Source organism: Arthrobacter sp. UYCo732, assembly GCF_040547265.1.
GTDB lineage: Bacteria > Actinomycetota > Actinomycetes > Actinomycetales > Micrococcaceae > Arthrobacter.
This window is the reverse complement of the sequence record NZ_JBEPPJ010000047.1, coordinates 1-1,907: the sequence shown is the minus strand read 5'-3', so window position 1 is coordinate 1,907 and position 1,907 is coordinate 1. Positions and strand designations below refer to the sequence as shown.

Sequence of the window (1,907 nt, the reverse complement as noted above, 5' to 3'; positions counted from 1 at the left end):
AAAGAACCAAGGAGAAAACCATGACTCTCAACACTGAAATCCACACCGAGGTCGGGGTAGCACACCCGCTCGATCCGCTCTCCCGTGAGGAGATTTCCCGGGCCGCCGCGATCCTGAAGGACGGCCCTGCCGCGGCCGAATCCTTCCGCTTCATCAGCATTGAACTGCGCGAACCGGAGAAGGAACTGCTCCGGACCGGCGCCGCGACCGTCCGTGAGGCCGACGCGGTCCTGGTCAACCGTGCCGAGGCACGCTCCTACGAAGCGATCGTGGACCTCGACTCGGGCATCGTCTCGAAATGGACACAGCTCCCCGCCAACGTCCAGCCCCCGTTCATGCTCGACGAATTCGCCGAAGGCGAAGAGAGCTGCCGGCAAAACCCCGAGGTCCAGGCCGCCCTGGCCAAACGCGGGATCACCGACATGTCCCTGGTCTGCTTCGAACCCTGGTCCGTGGGCTACTTCGGCGAAGACGACCAGGGCCGGCGCCTGATGCGCGCCCTGGTCTTCGTCCGCGAAGAAGCCGACGACAGCCCCTACGCCCACCCGATCGAGAACTTCATCGTCATCGTTGACCTGAACTCCGGCGAGGTCGTCAAGGTCGAGGACGACCAGGCCATCCCGGTCCCGTCCGCGAGCGGGAACTACCTGCCCAAGTACGTCGGCGAAGCCCGCACCGACCTCAAGCCCATCTCCATCACCCAGCCCGAAGGCGCGTCATACACCGTCACCGGCAACCACGTCCAGTGGGCCGACTGGTCCTTCCGCGTCGGCTTCACCCCCCGCGAAGGCCTGGTCCTGCACCAGCTGAAATTCCGCAACAAGGGCGTCGAACGCCCCGTCATCAACCGGGCCTCACTCTCCGAAATGGTCGTCCCGTACGGCGACACCGCCCCCGTCCAGGCCAAAAAGAACGCCTTCGACTCCGGCGAATACAACATCGGCAACATGGCCAACTCCCTCACCCTCGGCTGCGACTGCCTCGGCGAAATCAAATACTTCGACGGCCACACCGCCGACAGCCACGGCAACCCCTTCACCATCGAAAACGCCATCTGCATGCACGAGGAAGACGACTCCATCCTCTGGAAGCACTTCGACTTCCGCGAAGGCACCGCCGAAACCCGACGCAGCCGCAAACTCGTCATCTCCTTCATCGCCACCGTCGCGAACTACGAATACGCCTTCTACTGGCACCTCTTCCTCGACGGCAGCATCGAGTTCCTCGTCAAAGCCACCGGCATCCTCTCCACCGCCGGCCAGAAACCCGGCGAGAACAGCCCCTACGGCCAGACCCTGAACAACGACGGCCTCTACGCCCCCATCCACCAGCACATGTTCAACGTCCGCATGGACTTCGAAATCGACGGACCCACCAACGCCGTCTACGAAGTCGACATGGAAATCCCCGAACACAACCCCACCCACACCGCCTTCATGGCCGTGGACCGGCTCCTGGAAACCGAACAGGCCGCCATCCGCAAAACCGACTCCTCCAAGCACCGCTTCTGGAAAATCGCCAACCGCGACAGCAAGAACCTGGTCAACGAACCCGTCGCCTACCGCCTGATCCCCACCAACGGCATCCAACTCGCCGCCGGCGACGAATCCTACGTGTCCAAACGCGCCCAGTTCGCCCGCAACAACCTCTGGGTCACCGCCTACGACCGCACCGAACGCTTCGCCGCCGGCGAATTCCCCAACCAGGCCACCGGCGCCGACGACGGCCTGCACATCTGGACCCAAGCCGACCGGAACATCGTCGACCAGGACCTCGTCGTCTGGTACACCTTCGGCATGCACCACGTCGTCCGCCTCGAAGACTGGCCCATCATGCCCCGCCAAAACATCGGCTTCATGCTCGAACCCCACGGCTTCTTCGACCAAAACCCCACCCTCAACCTCCCC

General features: G+C 63.5%; 1 protein-coding gene. It reads left to right on the top strand.

Going from position 1 to position 1,907, the window contains the following annotated elements; all coding sequences use genetic code 11:
- Positions 1–20: 20 nt before the first annotated feature.
- Positions 21–1,907, top strand: a 1,887-nt coding sequence (locus ABIB45_RS22440) for a primary-amine oxidase (protein ID WP_354218037.1), incomplete at its 3' end; no start/stop codon positions are given.